Raw genomic sequence first — 18,640 nt, 5'->3', positions numbered from 1 at the left:
GAGACGTGGGGGAGGTTGATGCGTAGCGCGGGTCTCAGGGCCTCGTTGCGCGCCGTCGGGGAGTGCGACGTCGTTCAGCCGAAGAGCTCGGCGGCCTTCGGGGTGGCGAAGAGATCGCGCATCGGAGTCAGGGTGCGCTTTGAGGTCATCAGCGAGAGGGTGCGCGCGTAGCGCGCGCGCTTTTTCTGCCAGGGGATGCGCAGGTCGGGCTGGCGGGCGATGAGCAGGTCGGCGTCGGGCTCGTCGCGGATGTCGTCGGCGTCGATGAAGTCGAGCGCGTGAAACTCAAGATCGAAGTAGGTGGGGAAGGAGGCCTCAATCAGCGGCCAGAGGCGCTCAAGTCCCGGGGCATCGAGGAGGTGCAGGCTGGTGCCGATCAGCGGGAAGCTGCCGGCGGGAAGCACGGCCACCGGCACCTCCCAGTAGGTTGATGCAGGGTCGGTGGGCGGTGTGATGTCGCGGCGCCAGAAGTGCTGCAGGTCGGGGATATAAGGAGAGCGGGGCGCGCGTAGCGCGCGCACATCGGTGCGGTCGCTGCGGCTGGGCTCTCCGCGCAGCTCCCGAAAGGCCATCACCGCGGCCTTGGCCAGCCAGTAGGGACCGCAGCCAAAGACCGAGGCGTCGTAGCGATGGCCGAGCTGTTGGGAGGTTTGCAGCAGGGGGTGGCTGAGGTTGTAGCCCGGGGTGCGAAACCCCACCGGGCGCGGGGCGCCGGTGGCCTCAATGGCGTCGTCGCAGCGCTGCAGTTGCGCGTGGATCACGTCCGACGTGCGCCGGCGCAGATCGTAGAAGTGATCGTAGGTGTGATTGGCCAGCTCGTGGCCTTCGCGGTGCGCGCGCGTGGCGAGCTCGCGGTGGGCGTCGTGCTCCAGATCGCGGCCGACCACAAAGAGGGTGGCGTGGAGGTTGTGCTCTTTGAAAAGATCCAGAAGACGCGCGACGCCGACCCGCCAGGTGATGTCGCCTTGAGCGTCCACGGGCTGCAGGGGCAGCCCGTGGATCTGGCGGTAGCAGGTCAGGGCGTCGAGGTCGACCGAGATGGAGGCGCGGGCGCTCATCGGTTGGTGACGCGAATCACCCAGACCAGGCGGCCCAGGTTCTTGAGTACGTTGGGCACGCGGCGCACCAGGTGGATGGAGGGCTGGCGCTTTTCGACGATATGCACCGGAATCTCGGTCATGCGGAAGTTCATGCGCTCGGCGCGGATGACGAACTCGCTGGCGAAGAGGTCGCGGTCGACCACGCAGCGATCGATGACGTCAAGCAGGCGCTGGCGTCGGAAGGCTTTGAGCCCGTGGGTGTCGGTGCCATGGAAGCCCAGAAAGACGCGGAAGAGGCCGTTGAGCACGCGGGTGGCCAGGCGTCGGAAGGCCGGACGGTGATCCATGGAGCGATCCAGGGCCTTGCTGCCGACAACCAGGTCGTAGCCTTCACCTTCGATCTTCTCGAGGGCGCGGGCGTAGAAGTCGGTGTCGCAGAGATCGATCTCATCGCAGAGCACGATCTCACCGTGGGCTTCCATGATGCCGCGGCGCATGGCCAGGCCGTAGTTGGGCTCGTCGCTGTGGAGGATACGCAGCTGCGGAAAACGCTCCTGGAGCGATTTGGCCAGGGCGACGGTGTTATCCGAAGATCCGTTCTCACTTAAGATCAGCTCGTAGGTGCGCGAGCTTAAGCGAGGGTCGGCGGCGATGTTGGCGGTGAGCTCCTCGACGGAGGACTCCAGGATGAGCTCCTCGTTGTAGATGGGGATGACAATGGAGAGCTCAACATCGGTGGCTTGCGAGTTGGACATGGGGCACACAGCTTAAGAGAAGAGTAGGGGTCAGGATGCGGAGTCGGAGGTCTGATCGCGGAGCCAGCGCCAGAGGGTGTAGACGATGCCTGCGTTGATCAGGGCCACAATCGCGGCGAGCACAAAGAGGAACATGCCCTCGCCCTCGGGTTGTTGGAGGCCCAGGTAGATGGGGACACCAGCGGGGAGCAGCATGACGATGAGTCCGCCGATAAGCGCGCCACGACCGACCTGGGGTGAGGTCGCGTTGCGATCGTCTTCGGGCGATGTTGGGGAGGGGAGTTTCGACATCATCTGCCTTTTTAAAGGGGCCAGCGGCGGCGCAGGATAACGATTGTGTCGGGGCGTCGCAACGCCACCGTTTTCGGGGCGCGGCATGTGCCCGAGTTGCCCCCTTGTGGGCTTAGGTCCCGAGCTCAGCGTCGAGCCAGCCTCGGGCGGCGCTGAGAGCATCGCGGGCGGCGTTGCAAAGCCTCGGCGATGCGATAGCATCTCCTGCGCTTTGCGCCTCGCCAGCGCCTCGCTGAAGGGTACTTTCACCCGTCGCGACGACGCCTCTGGCCGTAGTAAGTCTTAACCCGTCGAAAGTCGAGCCTTTTTAAGCCCCCGAAGTCCTTGAAATCCGAACCGAAAGAGCACACCCGCGACGATGTGGAGGCGGCGGCGTATCGCTTCCTGGCGCGGCGCGATCATGCCTGCGGGGAGCTTCGCCAGAAGTTGGGTCGCTACGACTTTGAGCCGGAGCTGGTCGAGGAGGTGCTCTCGGAGCTTGTGGAACGGGGCTACCTCGACGATGCGCGTTTTGCCGAGACCCAGGGGCAGGCGCTGGCGCGAAAGGGGTGGGGGCCCTCGCAGATCGCTCATCGCCTGCGCCAGCGCGGGGTGGATACGGTGCATATCGACGCTGTGCTCGACCTGGTGGAGTCCGAAGAGAGTTTCAGGGCGCGCGCCTCGGCGTATCTGTTCGGGAAGTTTGGGGCACCTGAGACGTTGGACGAACGCACCCAACGGCGCGCTTTTCGCCATATGCTCTACCGTGGCTATGCGCCCGGGGTGGTGCGGCGCTTGCTCTTTGATACTTGAGTACAGGCGCGCCGCAGACTATGCCGGGCGTTCTCCCTCGGCGTCTTCAGCCTCGAAGATGCGGTGGCGAGCGTTGATGGTGGCGCGCGCCGTGCCACCGATGTTGTCAGGGAGGTCGTCGCGACCTCTGCCATGGACGTAGGACCCCACGATGTTGAGCGTGATTCCCCTCGGGTTTGTGCTGGCGCTGGCCTCAGCGAGCTGCTGGGCGGTGTTGGATATCTCTCGCAAGAAGGTGGGCGGGACGATGAGCGCCACCGGCGCGGTCGCCGGCCTGATGCTCTTACAGCTGGTTTATATCAACCCCATTCTGCTCACGGGCAGCCTCACCCAGGTGCAGGGGCTGATGGGGGAATCGTTGCTGGCGGGCTACCCCCGTGTGCCCCTGGCCTATGTGCTGCCGGCCGGGGTGTCGGTGATGCTGAATCTGGCGGCGAACTTTTTGTTTTTGCGCGCGGTGCAGATCTCTCCCCTGAGTCTGACGACGCCCTATCTGGCGTTTACGCCGGTGTTTACAGCAATCACCGGACTGATCTTTTTGGGGCAGGTGCCCTCAAACTACGGGTGGGCGGGGATCGCGATCGTGTGTGTGGGCGCGTTCTTTATGAACCCGGGCAATAAAGAGGACGGACCGCTGGCGCCGTTGAAGGCCCTGTGGACCGAGCGGGGAAGCGCCTTCATGCTGGTCGTGGCGATGATCTGGAGCATCACGCCGATCCTGGACAAGGGCGCGGCCGAGATGACCAGCCCTATCTGGCATACGATGGTGCTGGCCGGCGGGGTGGGAACGATCTTCACGTTGAGTCGGCGTGTGCGTGACGGGAGTTTTGGGCCGCTGCTCACCGAGTTTAAGTCCGCGCCGCGTTGGCTGGCGCTGGGAAGTCTTTTTGCGGTGGGGGCGATGGCGTTTCAGCTGAGCGCGTACTCCTTTATCGATGTGGCCTACGTCGAGACGGTCAAGCGCGCGGTGGGAGTGAGCGCGGCGATCGCTGCCGGGTACTTCTTCTTTGGCGAGCGCAACATCACCCGTCGACTGGTGGGCGCGGCGGTGATGTGTGTGGGTGTGGCGATGATTTTGATGGCCGGGTGATCGTTTCGTGGTTGCGGTGAGGGGGCTAAGTGACCGTCCTTTGTTGACTTTCGTGACATCGGTGTGGCGGTGTGTGAACATATGTTGAAATGTAGGAGAAGAGATCGTTACACTGATGGGACGTCAGGAAGCTAAGGGAGAGAAGATGCACCTGCCTCGCGGTGGTTGGAGCGCGTCGGGGGCGCTGTGTGTGTTGGGAGCGATGGTCATCGCGCTGGGAGGTTGCGGCAGCGATGAGGTCGAGGCGCAGAGCTGCGATCCGGGAGAGCGCTTTAATCCGGTGAGCGGGCGTTGTGTGGAGGATATGCGCGGCGGGTCGGGCGAGGGAGATGCGGGCGTCGACGATGCCGGCGTCGACGATGCTGGTAACGTCTCTGACGCCGGCGAGGATGCGGACGTGGGTGGGAACGACACCGGCAACCTCCCCGACGTCGGCGTGGTTGAAGACGCCTGCGCGCTGGACATGAACCTTGAGTCCGATGTGGTCTGTGAGTTTTACGCCCATTCGGCCTCGATGCTCTATCTGATCGATCCTTTCCGGCTGACGATCGAAGAGGTGCGCTCGGTGCCCGAGGGCCTCTTCGACATCGATACCCATCCCGACGGCCGACTTTTTGGCATCACGGCGGAGGGGCTCTACCGCTTTGATGCGGGCTCGGAGAGCTGGGCGATGATGGCGCCGCTCTCCGGCCTGGCCAACCCCAACGGGTTGTGCATCGATACCGGCGGGCAGGGCTATCTGACGTCCTACGATGAGCTCTACACCGTGGATCTGGAGAGCGGGGCGGTGGCGCTGGTCGGAGAGACCGGCGGGGGCTTTAGCTCCAGCGGGGATTGCGTCATCGATAAGGGCAACACCATCTGGATGAGCAGCGCCCCGCGTGGACTTTTTCAGTCGGATGATGAGCTGGTGTGGCTCAACGGCGATACCGGCCAGGGAAGTCTTCGCGGGCGCACCGGCCATGCCGATATCTACGGTCTGACGGCGGCCTGGGGGATCTTGTTTGGCACCACGGGCGACGGGAAGTTGCTGCGCATCAACTCGACTACCGGTACGGCCGATGAGCTGCACGACTTCGGTGATATTGTGTTCAACGGTGCGGCGAGCTCGCCGGCGCGTTGAGGGTCGGCCCTACGTTCAGGCACGGCATAGTCAGGGGTAGATGCAAAAAAGCCCGCAGCGCATTCGATGCGCTGCGGGCTTTTTCGATGGCGTCTGTTCGGTCAGACGACCACGAGGGGAGCGCTGACCATGATCAGATCCCCGGGAAACGCACGCGCGTCTCACCGCGGGTGGTCTTGCCCGCGGAGTTGGTGACTTCCACCGAGAGCACGACCACCTCGTCAGGCAGGCCGCCGAGGATCTCGGTGGTGCGAGAGGAGGGGGTGAGAATCACGATGTTGCCGTTGGTGGAGGTCCACGCGTAGCTCAAATCACCGTCTTCAGGATCGCGGGCGGAGACGGAGACCAGCGCGGAGTCTCCGAAGTCCGCAGGAGAGATGGCGGTGATGCTGTTGATGATGGGTGCAGCATAGGAGCGGGTCTGCACCACAAGGGCGGCTTGCGCGGTGACGCCGGCCGAGTCGCTGACGGTGAGGCGCACCGTGCCGACCGCGTTCTCCTGGTCGGGAGCGCGCAGCGCGGGCGCGCTGACGGGGCGGTTGTCGGTGATGACGCTGAAGCCGCCGGTGGCCTCCCAGCTGTAAGTCAACGCATCTTCGTAGGGGTGGGAGGCGATGGCCTCCAGAAACACCAGCTCGCCGGGGGTTGCGATCGGACGGGTGGTGATGAGGCTGGAGATGGAGGGGCCCTGGTTGGTCAGGGTGCTGACCACAAGTTCGGTCTGGTCGGTGGCGCCAAAATCATCGCTGACGATGAGCGTGATGCGGCCCGAGGTGCCGTAGGTGTCGGGGGCGGTCAGGGTGGTCCGGGCGCCGACCACGCTGGAGACTTCCCAGCCTTCGGGCACGAGCCATTCGTAGAGCAGCGCGTCGCCTTCGGGGTCGATGGCCTCGGCCTGAAGATCGATCTCGGCGCCGGGGAGGACCTCGGCGGGAAGGGCGGTAGCCGAGCGAATGCGCGGGGCCTGGTTCTGGGCGGTGCTCACGCTGAGCTGGGCGCTGGCCTGGGCGCCCTGCGCGTCGCTGACGAGGACCGAGAAGCTTCCGACGTCGCCCGGAGCGTCGGGGGCGGTGGCCACCACGGTGGCCTGGTCGGTGGCGTCGAGCTCCCAACCTTCGGGGGCGCTCCAGGCGTAGGTGAGTGCATCACCGTCGGCGTCGTTGGCCACAACGCTTAAGCTGATCTGGCCGGCGCGCGCCACCACCGGGGCATCGGCGCTGATCGAGGCGATCTGCGGGGCGGCGTTGCCCACGGTGCTCACGCTCACGCTCTCTTCGGCCTGACGATCGTCGCTGTCGGTGACGGTGACGGTGACCTCGCCAGCGGCGTCGGCCTCGTCGGGGGCGGTGAGGGTGGCCGAGAAGGGATCGTCGCTGTCGGCTTCTACCTCAAAGCCGCCGGTGGCGCTCCAGCTCACGTCGAGCGAGCCCCCTTCCGGGGCGATAGCCTCCACACGCACAGCGGTCTGCTCCCCCGGGGCAAGCGCGTTGATGTCGGCGCTCAGGCGCAGGATCTGCGGGCCGGCGGAGCGAGGCTCCAGCACCAGGCGCACGGCGTTATCCTGGCCGGCGATCACGGTAATGAACGCCTCGGCGGGGCGGTAGCCCTCCAGGCTGGCGCTGACCAGGACGGCGCCGGCGCTGATGTCTTCAAAGCGGAAGGTGCCGTCGTCGGCGGTGGTTGCCGAGTGGGCACCTGTCTCCACAAGCACGCCCTCCGGGGCTTCGCCGTCGCTTAAGGAGACCATCCCCACGATGGCACCTTCTGTGGCTTGAGGATCGTTGACTTCGGCGTCGGATCCACAGGCGACAAGGCCCAGGGCGAAGACGCCCGCACTCAGGGCGCGCAGACCAGAAGTCGCGTGATGAAACATGATGTACTCCACCGTCGTGTTAGGGAATTTCGGCAGGCGCGAGGGAAGCGCCCGGACGCTATCACCTTGGAGAACAGGGTGGAGAATGTCAATTCAGCTGTAAAATTACGAGGTTGGCGTACGATGAGTCCTGCCCCCCGCGCCATGGCGTCTGCCGATCAGGGCGCCGTCCCATCTGAGTTCGCTCCCGCCGGCGCCTCATCAGCCGGCGTCTCATCAGCCGGCGCCTCATCAGCCGGCGTAAAGCCCATCGATGCCGAGTTGACGCAGTAGCGCAGCCCGGTGGGGGCCGGCCCGTCCGGGAAGATATGGCCCAGATGCCCGCCGCAGCGGCTGCAATGCACCTCCACGCGGCGCATTCCGTGGCTGGTGTCCATCTTCGTGCCCACGGCCTCCTCCGAGATGGGCGCGTAGAAGCTCGGCCAGCCCGTGCGCGAGTCGTATTTATGATCCGAGGAGAAGAGCTCCTGGCCACATGCCGCGCATACAAAGGTTCCGTCTTCTTTCACGTGCAAAAGCTCGCCGCTTCCGGCCCGCTCGGTGCCCTCCTCGCGCAGCACCTGGTACTGGGCCGGGGTCAGCCGCGCTCGCCATTCCTCTTCGCTGAGTTGCACCTGAGGCTCGGCCTCCCGCAGCGGGATCTCGTCGAGCGTGGGGCGCTCAAACGACGAATCCTCGGCCACCTGCGCGCCCTGTGCCTGAGCGACCACATAGCGCTGCCGCAGCTGCGTTTCGGTCGAGGAGTTGGCGCTGCAGCTGGAGCCGCTCAGAAGTCCAAGAGCGATCAGGCTTGTCGCCCCCACGAGCATCGGGCGTTTTCGGAGGCGAAAGAGGGAAGTCCGGTCGGTTCGAGACGTCACAGCGATCCTGGGGCAAAGTTCAACCAGCGTACGCACCCATGCTAACACAGGAGTGCGCCGGGGTATTGCCACATCGTGTGAATCCCGCGCGAGCGCAAGGCGACCGGCGGCGCGCAGCGCCGATGGGCAGCGCTTTAGGACGACGCCCGTTTAAAGCGTGTCCTGTCGTCTGCGAAGGCAGGAAATGGAAAGGATCAGCGGGTGGTGAAGTAGACGTCCTGCACCGCCTCGACGTACGCGCCGGCCAGCGCTTCGATAAAGCCGCCGAGGCCGCCCTCGCCAAGATCCACGTTGACGTTCTCCTGGGCGCGCACCCCCTCGACCACACCCTGGCGAAGCACCACGTCGAGCGCCTCGGGGTTACTCTCCCAGAGGAAGCCCTCACCGATGGCCTGTCCCTCATCGAGGCGAGTGGGGTCCTCGGTGCGTACCATCCAGGACATCTCGGGGGGCAGGGTGCGCCCGCCTTCAAAGAAGGGTGAGAGGTTGAGCACCACTGCCGGGTCGCTGTAGGGCAGGGCGGTCGGCTCATAGAGCGCGCCGGTCAGCGCGCTGAAGAGCTCGTCGATGCGCTGGATATTCTCCACGGTGGGCTGCTCCCAGCGCAGCGTGGTCTGCACCTCGCTGGTCAGGCCCATGCGCAGAGCGTCGCGAGCCCGGGAGAGGGCCTCTCGGAGCGAGGTGCGCGAGGCCTGCAACCTGTCAGGCTGCGCCACTCGCCGAAAGAGCCGCGCGTCCAGGTAGCTCACCGTGTAGTCGGTCGGGGTGTAGCCGGCCACGTAGCGCTCGTCGTCCAGGTTGACGTCCTGGCGCCAGGCCCCAAAGGCGCCCTCCAGCGTCCAGCGATGCTCGTAAGCCGAGAGCGCGTAAAGCGCCGCGCGAACCACCTGCAACGCGGCCTGAATCGTGGCCAGCTCGGCGCGTCCCAGCGTCAGGCTCAGGGAGGGATCGTGAAAGACCTCCCCGGGCACATAAAAACGCACAAAATCCGGATCGTCGATGGCCACCTGCAACTGCGCGTCCAGCCCGCCGAGCGCGTTGGCGATGCTGACAAGGTGACGCGCCAGGGTGTCGCCCGGCTCGTCGAGCCCTTCGACAAAACGGGTGATCGACGTCAGCTCCTCCAGCTCCCAGGGAAGCTCGGGCGCCAGCAGGCTGCGGATTCCCTGGTATTGACCATCATCGGCCCAGCGTGCCCCACGGCTGGCCCAGTACAAAAGCCCCTCGTTGCCGTAGATGACATCGGCGGCGTTAAGCGGCTCCGCGGCTCCGAGCGACTCGGTGAGCAGGCGTCCAACCTCCACCATACCGGGGACCAGCAAAAGATCGCAGATCGCGCGCCCGGCGGCGGCATCCCCATCGGCCGGGTTGAGCTCCAGGCGCTCCTGGTACATCGCCCGGGCTGCGGCCACATCGTGGGCGATCAGCGCCTGCTCGGCCTCGCCCAGCGAGGGCACCGGTTCGCCCGGGTTGGGCTCGTTGCCGGCGTCAAATCTCGGGTCGTCTTCGGAGCCGATGCCGGAGTCTTCATAGCTGCCGCAGCCGGCGGCACCCAGGCTGAGTGCACCCAATGAGAGCGCCCCCGCAAGCGCTGTGCGTCCAAGCCAGTTCTTAAAAGAAGTCATTGCGTTCGTCATCAGGGGGATCTCCACGCGTTGAAGCGTAGTGCACCGGGCGGCTGCCTACAAGATCTCGGCGTTGAGCGCGAATGCTCGCCAGATCGGGCCCGGACCGGAGCGGGCGTGCAAGGTCAGGCTGCAAGATCTTTGCCGACACCCTCCGCAAGCGCTCTTAATCGACTCCGCCCCCTCTTTTCAAGTGCCCAAACTCTTCACCAGGCCACCCCGCGTGCCCGGGGCCATCCTTCTCGATCTGGTCAAGCGCTGCTCCACCCCCGGAGCGCGCCCCCACCGCCCCCGAAGCCCCGAATCACCGCGTGGCGCGCACCCGCACCTACACCCTTTGGTCTTCGGGCCCCTGTGGCCTATACTGCGCGAAGGGTCCCCATCTCGCGGATCCTTTCGTTGCGTTGAGGCTGTACCATGTGCGCTGCCCTCGTCTTAAAACCTGACCGACACGCGTCGAGCGTTCCGCCTCTTCGTCGCTCCGGGCTGATTCGGCGTATCGCCGCACTGATGCTCGGCGTCGCTGCGTTGATGCTGAGCGCCTGCCCCACCTTCGAAGATGATTTGAGCGGTCATTACCGCCAGACGCTCATCACGGAGCTCGACGATGAGGCCCTGGCCGTCGATCTCTTCCGCTTCGGGGACGACGTGCGCGCGATCGTGCGTTTTTACGAGCTCGCCAGCGCCAGCGCCCGCGAAGATGCCTACGCTCCCGATAACCAATCCCGCTGTGCCTGGACTCAGCCCGCACCTTTCGATGAGGCGGAGCGCGCCTTCGATCTGCGGCTGCTCCCCACCGCGCGCCATCCGGGCTTAAGTTTAAGCGGCCGTTTCGACGATCAGGACCGCCTCCAACTCCTGGTCCAGCGCGATGACGAGACCTCCCCCTCTCCACTCTTAATGGAGGCCTCCTCCCCCTTGCCCAACGCCGCCTGCCAGACCATCGACGATCTGATCCTGCGCGCGCGCTTCGATGCCGGCGCCGCCAACGCCTTTCCGCCCGAGACCTACACCCTGCGCCATCCCGTCTTCAGTCTGCTCTGGGTCGGGGTGGAGGCCGTCAACACGGGCGGTGCCATCGTCCTGGTCGCCATCAACCGCACCGAACCCTCGGTGCGCCTGCTCCCCGGTGCTCAGTTCCGCCCCGGCGACAATGCGATCGCCGGCGACCTGCGCTTGAGCGTCCCCCCGCCCCCCGATCGCATCCTTGCGCGAAGCGGCACCACCCGCTTCGGCCTGGCCCACCCCGTGGTCATCGACGACTCCGAGAGTGAGGATCGCTTCGCCTGGAACATCAACGAAGAACCGCTCATCGCCACCAGCCTGCAAAACGGCGTGATCGAAGACGCCCCCGAGGGCATTGAGACCAATGGCTGGGGACAGGCCATCTTTTTTGTCGAAGGCTCGCTCAACCAGCTCGACGCCAACCTGCGCGCGCGCATTGAAGGCCTCGATGAGGCCAACCCCAACCAACACTTTTACATCGCGCAGGTCTTCTTCTATAACGATGAGGTCGTCGCCCTCAGACTCCCCCCCAGGCCCCGGCCGGGGATCGTGTCCAACGCCGTCGATCTTGTGTTCACCACCGACTTCCTGCAGGCCCGAGAGGTCCTGCTTCCCCGGCTTTTCCCCTACAACTGAGTCGCGATGCCCCCGTCGACCACGACCCCTACATCCCGGTCGCGGCGAACGCCTGCGGTGGCCCGGGCGCTGGCGTCGTGGGCCTTCTGCTTGAGTGTTGCCTGTCTTTGCTCGGAGGCCGCCGCCCAGAGCGCGCCGGAGCCCGAAGCGGAGCTTGCTCCCCGCCTGGCCATCGCCCCCGATGCCCGTGCCTTTGCCGCCTTAGGCCAGCTCGATGAGCTCGACGAAGCGCTCGCCAGGGAGCTCCACGAGAGCCTGGAGCGCGGTGCCCGACGCTTCTTTCTGCCCACAGACGACTTTGAGCTCGTCGCCTCCGACGTCCTTTCGACCTCGATCACCTCCGAGCCCCTCTACGAGGGTACCCTGGCGCTGGCCCGCCAGTGGGCCGAGATGGGCGAAGAGGCGTTTAAACGCCTTCAGGCTGACGACGCTATCGCGCACCTGGAGCGCGCGCTGCAGAACTACCGCGCCATCGACCACGATCGCATCGCCCCTGAAGAGATCGCCCACACCCTGCTCTTTCTGGCGCTGAGTTATCTGGAAGAGGGCACCAACGTGGTGCGCCCCCTGGAGCTGATGCAGGAGATGATCCTGCTCGACCCCACCCGGCGTATCCTCCCGGGCTACTACCCCGACTTCATCGTCCAGTACTATCGCAGCGCCCGCGATACCCTCTTTCGCGAACTCTCCAGCGAGGGTCCCTCCATCGAGGAGGCCGCGCGCAGCGCCGAGCTCCTTAGCGCCGACTACCTCCTCTACACCTTCGCGCTCCCCACCCCCGGCGACGAGACGATCGCCGAGCGCACCTCCCAGAGCGCTGCATCGCCTCAGCAGGGGTTTACCGTCATCGCCTTTCTCTACGATGCCCGCGCCGAGAGCTTTTTGCCGCCGGAGACGCTCAGCCTCCTGGGGCTGGAGCCGGCCCTTCTGCAAAACGCCGCCAACCGCCTGGCAAGCCGCCTGGCCGCCTGCGTGCTCCTGCCCGACGATGAGCCTCTGGTTAACCCCGACGATCTTATGGCCAGCCGCGGTCAGGGCCGTCTGGGCCTGGAGCTGGGCATGGCCTACGCCTCCTTTCTGAGCGTCGCCCCCCCGCTGCAGAGCCCCTTTGGCAATGTCGGCGTGGGCTTAGGCGTGAGCTACGCGCTGACCCGTGAGTTCCAGCTCGTCGCCGGCCTCCAGCTCCTCAACTCCCTGCGCGACTACAACGGGCTCTTGCGCGACAACTTCACCACGCTGCGCTCCTGGCTCGGCGGCCGCCTGGCCTGGGAGCTCGGTCCCCTGGAGCTGGGCATCGCCGCGAGCTTCGAGCTCGCCAGCCTCTCAGACGTGCGCGTCTTCACCGACAAAAGCTGCATTCCCGCCCCCGACCTGCTCTGCCCCGGCGATCTCGGCACCCGCACCTACGAGATGAGCGCTCCTCTGCTCGGTGCCCACCTCAACCCGCGCCTCTCGCTGCGTCTGACCCGTTCGCTCTGGCTTACCCTCAACACCTCCCTGGGCTACTACCTCAGCCCCGTCGAAGAGGATCTGCTCAACCTGCCCTTCAGCTCCGACCTGGGCATTCGCTACCGTTTTTAGCGTGTTCAACCGTTGACCCCTCACCATGATCACCCTCGGGTCGATACGTGGTACCTGCTCCCCCCCGTGGGGGGCCTGACCTTTTTTGTTTTGCACAGGTTGCAAAAAGGATCGTCCATGCTCGACCAACGCCTCCAGCACGCCACCGCCGTCGCCCCGGCCACCATCGCCAACGTCGCGGTGGGCTTTGACATCCTCGGCTTCAGCTTAAGTGAGATCGATGGTGCCACCGGCCTCTCCGACCGCGTGCGCGTTGAGCGCGTCAAAACCCCCGGTGTGCATCTTGTGGAGATCAGCGGCGATGACGCGCTCATCCAGGAGCTCCCCGACGATCCGGAGGCCAACACCGCCACCGCCGGCCTGGTGCAGATGGCCATCGACAAAAAACTCGACTTCGGCCTGGAGGTCCGCGTCTTTAAAGGCGTGCCCACCTCCCGCGGCCTGGGGGGCGCGGCATCCAGCGCGGTGGCCGCCGTGGTGGCCGCCAGCGCCGTGCTCGATGTCCCGCTCTCCCTTCCCGAGCGTTTTAAATACGCGCTCCTGGGCGAAACCCTGGCCGCCGGCCAGCCCCACGGCGACAACGTGGCTCCGGCGATGCTCGGCGGGTTGATCCTCGTGCGCTCGATGGACCCCTTCGATGTCGTGCGCATCCCCGTTCCCCACGATTTTGGCGCGGTGGTCGTCGTGCCCGAGCATGCCGTCGATGTGCGTCTCTCCCGCGCCCAGCTCAATGAGATGCTCCCGCTCAAAGCTCACGTCGCCCAGTCCGCCAACCTGGCGGGCTTTATCACCGGCTGCTTCCGCGACGACCGCGAGCTGATCACGCGCTCGCTCCATGATCTCGTCGTCGAGCCCCAGCGCGCCCCCACCATCCCGGGCTTTGCCGGGGTCAAGCAGGCCGCGCTCGATGCCGGCGCCCTGGGCGTCTCCATCTCCGGGGCCGGACCGACCCTCTTTGCGTTGCACGACTTCCGCGCCCGCAAAGCCTCGATCGCCGGAGCCATGCTCCAGGCCTTTGAGGACGCCGGCGTCAACGCCCGGGCCTTCCACTCCCCGGTCAACGGCCTGGGCGCGCATATCATCGAGCGCGGTCCCATCCTCTGAAGGGTGAGTTGACCCCGTACGCTTTCCCCGCTTCGCCCCTGTGCTGCACCCGAGAGAACCTATGAGTCCCGCCGACGTGGATGCCCGACGCCTCTCTCCTCCCTCCGAACATCCCTTTAAGCGCCTGCTCCATTACGCCAAACCCCACCGAAAACGCGTCTGGGCGGCGGCCACCTCGTCGGTGCTCAACAAGATCTTCGACCTGGCCCCGCCCGCGCTCATCGGCGCGGCCATCGACGTGGTCGTCGAGCAGGAAGACTCGCTGGTCGCCTCGTTGGGCATCGTCGATGTCACCCACCAGCTCATCGCCCTCTCGGTGCTCACCGTGCTGGTCTGGGGCCTGGAGAGCGCCTTTCAATACCTCCAGGAATGGCTCTGGCGTAACCTCGCTCAGACCATCGAGCACGATCTTCGTCAGGACGCCTACAACCATATCCAGAGCCTGGAGATGGCCTATTTTCACGAGCAGTCCACCGGCGAGCTGATGGCGATCCTCAATGATGACATTAATCAGCTTGAGCGCTTTTTAGATACCGGTGCCGACGACATCCTGCAGGTCGCCACCACTGCGATTGTCATCGTCACGACCTTCTTTATTCTGGCTCCCCAGGTCGCCTGGATGGCCATGCTGCCGGTCCCCCTCATCATCTGGGGATCCTTTAAGTTCCAACGCATGCTGGCGCCGCGCTATGCGAAGGTGCGCGAGCAGGTCGCAAGCCTCAATGGCCAGCTCGCCAACAACCTCTCCGGCATCGCCACCATCAAGGCCTTTGCCACCGAAGACTACGAGACACGTCGCATCGCTCAAGAGAGCGACGACTACCGCCAGGCCAACCGCGCTGCCATCAGCTTGAGCGCCGCGTTCAGTCCGCTGATCCGCATGGCGATTGTGCTGGGCTTTACCGCCACGCTCCTCTACGGCGGGATGCTCGCCATTGAGGGCACCCTGGCCGTGGGCGTCTACTCGGTGCTTGTTTTCCTCACGCAGCGTCTGCTCTGGCCCCTGACCCGTCTGGGCAAAACCTTCGATCTCTACCAGCGCGCCATGGCCTCCACTCGCCGCGTCCTCAACCTGTTGGCCACGCCCATCTCGATCATCAGCGGTCAGACCCCTTTTGAAAAAGAGGGCGCCCGCGGAGAGCTCGTCTTCGAAGACGTCGCGTTCGCCTACCCCGATCGCGAGCCCATCCTCCAAAACTTCAACCTGCGCATCCCCGCCGGCACCACCCTGGGCGTGGTCGGGGCCACCGGCGCCGGGAAATCCACCCTGATCAACCTCCTGATGCGCTTCTTTGAGCCCGAAAAGGGCACCGTGCGCATCGATGGCACCCCCCTTGATGCGCTGCGCACCGACGATCTGCGCCGCGCCATCGGCCTGGTCAGCCAGCAGACCTTCCTCTTTCATGGCACCGTGCGCGAGAACATCGCCTACGGCTCTTTTGACGCCGACGACGAGGCCATCGAACGCGCCAGCCGCCAGGCCGAAGCCCACCCCTTCATCGCGGCGCTTCCCCGCGGCTACGACACCATCGTGGGCGAACGCGGCGAAACCCTCTCCGGCGGCCAGAAACAACGCATCTCGATTGCCCGCGCCGTGCTGCGTGACCCCCGCGTACTCATCCTCGATGAGGCCACAAGTGCCGTCGACAACGCCACCGAAGCCGCCATCCAGCGCTCGATGAACAGCCTGGCGCAAGATCGCACCATGATCATCATCGCCCACCGCCTCTCCACGGTGCGCGCGGCCGACCATATCATCGTCATGGATCAGGGCCGCATCATCGAGCAGGGCTCCCACGATGAGCTCGTGGCACTCGGCGGTGACTACGCCGCGCTCTGGAATATCCAGACCGGCACCACCCATCAGCTCTCCCCCGACGTGGTTGAGTAGGCTGCGACAGAGTAAGACGCCCCTCGCCGCCGTGTTTATCTTCAGAGAGTCGCCCGATGTATTGGGCGATGAGATATCAACATGAGCTCATAGCGTCATAACTCTCCCGGGGGGAACCCGTCATGGCATGCTCTCACCTGCGCGCGCGCGCCATCCTCATCGCCCTCGTCACCCTTCTCTGCACATCGCCGGTTCAGGCCACTCCCCCCGAGCCAGCTCTCCCCGATACCGGCCCCATCGCCCAGCAAACCCCTCAGCAAACCCCTCAGCCGGGTACCGCCCCTCCAAACGCGTTGCCGCCCGGCTCCACCCGGCCTGCTCCTCCCAGGCCGGATGCTCCCACCGACGCCGGTGATACTCCCGCACCTTACGGCACCGATACCGCTGACGCCGCGGATGCCGCGATGCCCGGTCAGCGCACCCAACCCCATGTCCCCGGCCAGCCGAGACCCGATCGCAGCACCGACGCCGGAGACGCCGCAGACGATGATACCGACCGCTTCTCCCTCAGCGAGGTGCTCGGCGGAAGGCTTGCCGACGCCGGCGCCCCCGACGCTGGCGATGCCCCTGACGCACGCGTCGCCGGCTGCCAGAGCGAAGGCGCCCAGGGGAGCCCCTGGGCGATCTCGGTGGTGCTTTTAGGCTTTATGGTCCTGCACGCCGCCGGCCTGCTCGGTCGTCGTCACGTGCGCTGATCCTTACCCGAGCGGTAACGAACTCTTCCCGACCGACCTTCTCACGCCGGATCGGCCAGAGAGGGGCAACCAGAGAAGGGCGGCGGCCAGCGACTGCTCAGGGCTCAAGACTCACGGCCCGCGAGGGGTAGACCCCGTAGGACCAGCATCCTCCGCCGTAGCAGGGCGGTCCTGCAAACACCCCGCCGCCGCTCGAGGTCAGCGGTAGATCGATGATCGCCCCGTACCACAGGCCTCCCTCATCGTAGGTATCAAAGGTGAGCTGGTCGCTGAACACCACCACCCCGTCGGCTCGAATCGTCAGATACGCCGGAACATCAAACCAGGCGTCGTCAAAAATGCCCGCATAGACGCCCACATGATATCGCCCGGCTTCGGGGTTGCTATGTATGAGGATCTCATCCACATAGGGCTCACGCGCATCGTAGAGCGAGAGCTCCGAGCTTCCCCAGGTCGTCCAGTCGTTCTGGTAGTTCACGCAGCTTGAACTATCGAAGCTTCCCGCCGACTGCTGACAGTAGATCAGATCCAGATCCGGCAAGGCCGAAAGGCCGCTGTAGGTCCAGTCGAGCGTCACCTCCAGCTCTATCGGAAGATCGGGATCGATGCCTGTATCCGGGCCGGTGCCGGTGTCCGGATCGCTGCCGGTGTCGGGGTCTGTGCCGGTGTCGGTGTCCGTGCCGGTGTCGGTGCCCACATCGGTGCCGGTGTCGGGATCCGTTCCGGTGTCGGTGCCCACATCGGGGCCGGTGTCGGTGCCCACATCGGGGCCGGTGCCCACATCGGGATCCGTTCCGGTGTCGGGGCCAGTGCCCACATCGGGATCCGTTCCGGTATCGGTGCCCACATCGGGGTCTGAGCCGGTGTCGGGCAGAGGATCGGGATCGCTTCCGGCGTCCGGTGCATCGCTGCCCGTATCCTGCGCGCCGGCATCTTCTTCACCGCTATCGAAGCCCGGCCCATCGCCCTGGCGAATCGGCTCATCACTGCATTCTGCCGAAAACGCATTGCCGGCGCAGGGGTCGAGCTGCTCGACGCTCTCCGCACAGCCCACCATCCACAACACCCCCATCACCACACACGCTTGAATCTTCACCGTTCGGCTCCGCATCTCTCAGTCCTCGTTGCGGCTCCCACGTCGCCGCTAAACGCTTGCGTTACAGATCTTTAACCCTCGACGGAGATGCATCCATTGTCAAATTCGCCTGCCAGATAAACGCAAGCGGCGGCCCTCCCCGATGCTCGGGAGGGGCCGCCGCCTGATCGCTTCGTCTGCCGAACTGTTTAGTCGAGATACACCATCGTATCGTAGAGGCCGCCGCCCACGCAGCTGTTCTGCGCGCTGGCCACACAGTCCGCCCCCTCGCTGATGCCCGCGCCGCCGCCTGTGCGAAGCTCGGGCCAGTCCAGCACCGCCGCGTACCACATCGTCGCCGAGGTCTCGAAGACCTGCGTGCTCCGGTACACCTCCACACCTCCCACGAGCACCTTCACCGTTGCGTTGATCTCGCCAACGCCCACGCCGGTGCCATCGTCCCAATACGCCTGCACCCCCAGGTGGTAGCGCCCGTTCGCCGGCGAGTCGTGTTCAATATCCTCGACCTGCCCGGCGTCATCGGCGTCATTCCAGAGTACGGCGATATTCGTTTCTCCCGGTCCCCACTCCTGAATCTCATACTTCCAGTAGACGCAGCTGGCATCTTCCAGAGAGTTCACGCCATCTTTGCAGTAGTAGAGATCCAGATCGGAGTAGACCACGTCCTCGGGCTGAGATTCGGTCCACTCCAACAAAATCGTCACCGTCTCCGCCGTCGGATCGGGAGCGACGTCGGGCTCCTCGGTGACATCGGGCTCCTCAGTGACGTCGGGCTCCTCAGTGACGTCGGGCTCCTCGGTGACATCGGGCTCCTCGGTGACATCGGGCTCCTCGGTGACATCGGGCTCCTCGGTGGCGTCATGGCCCGCATCCAGGGACTCGCCAGAGTCGGCATCCTCGCCAGCGTCCGTATCGATGACGCAGTTCGCATCGACATCATCACCGCTGCACACCGGCGCGGGGGCGTCTGTGGTGCAGGCGACAAGGCTCATCGCGAGCAGCAGCGAAAGAACAATCAGGGAAACAGAAGATCTCACAGACAACTCCTACAGGGGGCTTGAGCGCATCGTGCGGGTCATTCGGGGCAGGGCGGCGTCATCAGCCGCGGACGTTGGCAGCGCTGCCCAGACCATAGCACTGCGGCCGGGCGGCGCAAACAAAGGGCATCTTGCGTGATGGGAGA

16 protein-coding genes are annotated in these 18,640 nt (G+C 65.3%); 8 read left to right on the top strand and 8 right to left on the bottom strand.

All coding sequences use genetic code 11. The features are described from left to right. Positions 1 to 74: 74 nt before the first annotated feature. From EA187_RS08245 to EA187_RS08235, 3 genes are read right to left on the bottom strand one after another with little or no spacing between them, the layout of a single operon-like run. The gene (locus EA187_RS08245) at positions 75 to 1,058 is read right to left on the bottom strand and encodes a polysaccharide deacetylase family protein (RefSeq protein WP_127779942.1); all 984 of its coding nucleotides are present in this window, start codon (positions 1,056 to 1,058) and stop codon (positions 75 to 77) included. Continuing rightward, complete coding sequence (locus EA187_RS08240; protein ID WP_115606194.1) at positions 1,055 to 1,795, bottom strand: glycosyltransferase; 741 nt, start codon at positions 1,793 to 1,795, stop codon at positions 1,055 to 1,057. Before EA187_RS08240 ends, EA187_RS08245 begins: the two co-directional genes overlap by 4 nt. Positions 1,796 to 1,825: 30 nt before the next feature. Continuing rightward, a complete protein-coding gene (locus tag EA187_RS08235) occupies positions 1,826 to 2,086 on the bottom strand; it encodes a hypothetical protein (RefSeq protein ID WP_115606196.1) in 261 nt (86 codons plus the stop codon). A gap of 324 nt (positions 2,087 to 2,410) precedes the next feature. Between EA187_RS08235 and EA187_RS08230 the strand changes: the two genes are divergently transcribed. From EA187_RS08230 to EA187_RS08220, 3 genes are all read left to right on the top strand, one after another. Beyond that, positions 2,411 to 2,878: a regulatory protein RecX gene (locus tag EA187_RS08230; RefSeq protein ID WP_127779941.1), complete on the top strand. Its 468-nt coding sequence runs from the start codon at positions 2,411 to 2,413 to the stop codon at positions 2,876 to 2,878. 151 nt (positions 2,879 to 3,029) lie between these two features. Then, positions 3,030 to 3,968, top strand: a complete 939-nt coding sequence (locus tag EA187_RS08225; protein WP_115606200.1) for an EamA family transporter — start codon at positions 3,030 to 3,032, stop codon at positions 3,966 to 3,968. 145 nt (positions 3,969 to 4,113) lie between these two features. Continuing rightward, positions 4,114 to 5,091, top strand: coding sequence for a hypothetical protein (locus EA187_RS08220; protein WP_127779940.1), 978 nt, complete (start codon positions 4,114 to 4,116; stop codon positions 5,089 to 5,091). Positions 5,092 to 5,224: 133 nt separating this feature from the next. On the opposite strand, the gene EA187_RS08215 is transcribed toward EA187_RS08220, so the two are convergent. The 3 genes from EA187_RS08215 to EA187_RS08205 all read right to left on the bottom strand — a co-directional run bounded on the left by EA187_RS08215 (position 5,225) and on the right by EA187_RS08205 (position 9,461). Further along, a complete protein-coding gene (locus EA187_RS08215; RefSeq protein WP_127779939.1) occupies positions 5,225 to 6,964 on the bottom strand; it encodes a carboxypeptidase-like regulatory domain-containing protein in 1,740 nt (579 codons plus the stop codon). 158 nt (positions 6,965 to 7,122) lie between these two features. After that, the gene (msrB, locus tag EA187_RS08210) at positions 7,123 to 7,599 is read right to left on the bottom strand and encodes a peptide-methionine (R)-S-oxide reductase MsrB (RefSeq protein WP_347343336.1); all 477 of its coding nucleotides are present in this window, start codon (positions 7,597 to 7,599) and stop codon (positions 7,123 to 7,125) included. A gap of 419 nt (positions 7,600 to 8,018) precedes the next feature. Beyond that, on the bottom strand, positions 8,019 to 9,461 hold the full coding sequence (locus EA187_RS08205; RefSeq protein WP_127779938.1) for a hypothetical protein: 1,443 nt from the start codon (positions 9,459 to 9,461) through the stop codon (positions 8,019 to 8,021). A 405-nt stretch (positions 9,462 to 9,866) separates the two neighbouring features. Here EA187_RS08205 and EA187_RS08200 point away from each other — a divergent pair, with 405 nt between their 5' ends. The 5 genes from EA187_RS08200 (at position 9,867) to EA187_RS08180 (ending at position 16,361) form a co-directional block, all read left to right on the top strand. Then, a complete protein-coding gene (locus EA187_RS08200; protein ID WP_127779937.1) occupies positions 9,867 to 11,090 on the top strand; it encodes a hypothetical protein in 1,224 nt (407 codons plus the stop codon). Between the two features lie 6 nt (positions 11,091 to 11,096). Continuing rightward, positions 11,097 to 12,671 (top strand): hypothetical protein, encoded by a 1,575-nt coding sequence (locus EA187_RS08195; protein WP_127779936.1) that lies wholly within the window; start codon positions 11,097 to 11,099, stop codon positions 12,669 to 12,671. A 117-nt stretch (positions 12,672 to 12,788) separates the two neighbouring features. Continuing rightward, positions 12,789 to 13,775 (top strand): homoserine kinase, encoded by a 987-nt coding sequence (locus tag EA187_RS08190; protein ID WP_127779935.1) that lies wholly within the window; start codon positions 12,789 to 12,791, stop codon positions 13,773 to 13,775. A gap of 61 nt (positions 13,776 to 13,836) precedes the next feature. Continuing rightward, the gene (locus EA187_RS08185; RefSeq protein WP_115606215.1) at positions 13,837 to 15,666 is read left to right on the top strand and encodes an ABC transporter ATP-binding protein; all 1,830 of its coding nucleotides are present in this window, start codon (positions 13,837 to 13,839) and stop codon (positions 15,664 to 15,666) included. A gap of 122 nt (positions 15,667 to 15,788) precedes the next feature. After that, entirely contained in the window at positions 15,789 to 16,361 is a 573-nt protein-coding gene (locus EA187_RS08180; RefSeq protein ID WP_115606217.1) for a hypothetical protein, read from the top strand. 97 nt (positions 16,362 to 16,458) lie between these two features. Here EA187_RS08180 and EA187_RS08175 read toward each other — a convergent pair whose 3' ends face one another. Both EA187_RS08175 and EA187_RS20360 read right to left on the bottom strand, forming a co-directional pair. Next, positions 16,459 to 17,457 (bottom strand): hypothetical protein, encoded by a 999-nt coding sequence (locus tag EA187_RS08175; RefSeq protein WP_127779934.1) that lies wholly within the window; start codon positions 17,455 to 17,457, stop codon positions 16,459 to 16,461. A 188-nt stretch (positions 17,458 to 17,645) separates the two neighbouring features. Further along, the gene (locus EA187_RS20360) at positions 17,646 to 18,494 is read right to left on the bottom strand and encodes an ICP22 family protein (protein ID WP_164856116.1); all 849 of its coding nucleotides are present in this window, start codon (positions 18,492 to 18,494) and stop codon (positions 17,646 to 17,648) included. Positions 18,495 to 18,640: the final 146 nt, after the last annotated feature.

Source organism: Lujinxingia sediminis (genome assembly GCF_004005565.1).
GTDB lineage: Bacteria > Myxococcota_A > Bradymonadia > Bradymonadales > Bradymonadaceae > Lujinxingia > Lujinxingia sediminis.
This window is presented reverse-complemented; position numbering and strand designations above follow the sequence as displayed.

Excerpts from the sequence above, each read along its gene's own strand:
- EA187_RS08245 (WP_127779942.1), bottom strand. The coding sequence starts at position 1,058 with ATGAGCGCCCGCGCCTCCATCTCGGTCGACCTCGACGCCCTGACCTGC.
- EA187_RS08240 (WP_115606194.1), bottom strand. The coding sequence starts at position 1,795 with ATGTCCAACTCGCAAGCCACCGATGTTGAGCTCTCCATTGTCATCCCC.
- EA187_RS08235 (WP_115606196.1), bottom strand. The coding sequence starts at position 2,086 with ATGTCGAAACTCCCCTCCCCAACATCGCCCGAAGACGATCGCAACGCG.
- EA187_RS08225 (WP_115606200.1), top strand. The coding sequence starts at position 3,030 with ATGTTGAGCGTGATTCCCCTCGGGTTTGTGCTGGCGCTGGCCTCAGCG.
- EA187_RS08220 (WP_127779940.1), top strand. The coding sequence starts at position 4,114 with ATGCACCTGCCTCGCGGTGGTTGGAGCGCGTCGGGGGCGCTGTGTGTG.
- EA187_RS08215 (WP_127779939.1), bottom strand. The coding sequence starts at position 6,964 with ATGTTTCATCACGCGACTTCTGGTCTGCGCGCCCTGAGTGCGGGCGTC.
- EA187_RS08205 (WP_127779938.1), bottom strand. The coding sequence starts at position 9,461 with ATGACGAACGCAATGACTTCTTTTAAGAACTGGCTTGGACGCACAGCG.
- EA187_RS08200 (WP_127779937.1), top strand. The coding sequence starts at position 9,867 with ATGTGCGCTGCCCTCGTCTTAAAACCTGACCGACACGCGTCGAGCGTT.
- EA187_RS08195 (WP_127779936.1), top strand. The coding sequence starts at position 11,097 with ATGCCCCCGTCGACCACGACCCCTACATCCCGGTCGCGGCGAACGCCT.
- EA187_RS08190 (WP_127779935.1), top strand. The coding sequence starts at position 12,789 with ATGCTCGACCAACGCCTCCAGCACGCCACCGCCGTCGCCCCGGCCACC.
- EA187_RS08185 (WP_115606215.1), top strand. The coding sequence starts at position 13,837 with ATGAGTCCCGCCGACGTGGATGCCCGACGCCTCTCTCCTCCCTCCGAA.
- EA187_RS08180 (WP_115606217.1), top strand. The coding sequence starts at position 15,789 with ATGGCATGCTCTCACCTGCGCGCGCGCGCCATCCTCATCGCCCTCGTC.